This is a genomic window from Streptomyces sp. NRRL F-5123 (assembly GCF_000721495.1).
Lineage (GTDB): Bacteria > Actinomycetota > Actinomycetes > Streptomycetales > Streptomycetaceae > Actinacidiphila.
The window spans coordinates 1-1,381 of the sequence record NZ_JOHY01000147.1; the positions used below are offsets into that span (position 1 = coordinate 1).

The 1,381-nt window shown below is 72.0% G+C and carries 1 protein-coding gene; it reads right to left on the minus strand.

Annotation, left to right across the window (positions count from 1 at the left end; translation table 11 throughout):
- Window positions 1-1,381 (minus strand): type I polyketide synthase (locus tag IH54_RS0138570; protein WP_234344283.1); only part of this gene is annotated, 1,381 nt, incomplete at both ends.

Sequence of the window (1,381 nt, forward strand, 5' to 3'; positions counted from 1 at the left end):
ATCACGCAAACCCAGCCCCGGAGCGTCATCCAAATGCGCGAGCAACCGGGCAGCCTGCCGCCGCACCCCCTCCCCCGACCGCGCCGACAACACCCACGGGACCAAGGCCGGGTCGGCGGTCGGCGTGGTCTCCGGCGCGGTCTCCGGCGCGGCGGGGTCGGCGGGCAGTTCGACGGAGGGCTCCTCCGTCACCCCGGCGGGCGGGGCTTCGAGGATGACGTGGGCGTTCGTCCCGCCGATCCCGAACGACGACACCGCCGAGCGGCGCGGCCGGTCCACCTCCGGCCAGGGCCGGTTCTCGGTCAGCAGCCGCACCTGGCCCTGCTCCCAGTCGACGTGGTGCGACGGCTCGTCCACATGCAGGGTCTGGGGCAGGACCCCGTGCCGCATCGCCTCGACCATCTTGATGACACCCGCGACCCCGGCCGCCGCCTGCGCGTGACCGATGTTCGACTTGACGGAGCCCAGCCACAACGGCTCACTGCCGGAACGCTCCTGGCCGTAGGTGGCGAGGAGCGCCTGCGCCTCGATCGGGTCGCCCAGCGCAGTACCCGTACCGTGCGCCTCAACCGCGTCCACGTCTGCGGCGTTCAGCCCCGCGCCCGCCAACGCGTCGCGGATGACGCGCTGTTGGGAGGGGCCGTTCGGGGCGGTCAGGCCGTTCGAGGCGCCGTCCTGGTTCACGGCGGAACCCCGCACGACGGCGAGGACCTGGTGACCGTTGCGCTGCGCGTCCGACAACCGCTCCACCACCAGCAGGCCCACGCCCTCGGACCAACCGGCACCGTCTGCGGCGTCCGAGAACGCCTTGCACCGCCCGTCGGGGGACATCGCCCGCTGCCGGGAGAACTCCACGAACGTCGTCGGAGTCGACATCACCGTCACCCCGCCCGCCAGCGCGAGCGAGCACTCACCGTTCCGCAGCGCCTGGGCGGCCAGATGCAGCGCGACGAGCGAGGACGAGCAGGCCGTGTCCACCGTCATGGCCGGGCCCTCAAGACCGAGCAGGTAGGAGATCCGGCCCGAGGCGACACCGCCGCTGTTGCCCGTGATCAGCATCCCCTCGACGTCCTCGGCGGCCTCGGCCTGCCAGGAGCCGTAGTCGTGGTACATGAGGCCGGTGAAGACGCCGGTGCGGGTGCCGCGCAGCGAGGTCGGGTCGATCGCCGAGTGCTCCAGCGCCTCCCACGCCGTCTCCAGCAGCAACCGCTGCTGCGGATCCATCGCCGCGGCCTCACGCGGACTGATCCCGAAGAAATCGGCGTCGAAATCACCCGCACCCGTCAGGAACCCGCCGTGCCGCGCATAACTCGTCCCCGCATGATCCGGATCCGGGTCGTACAACCCCGCCAGATCCCACCCGCGATCCGCCGGGAACTCC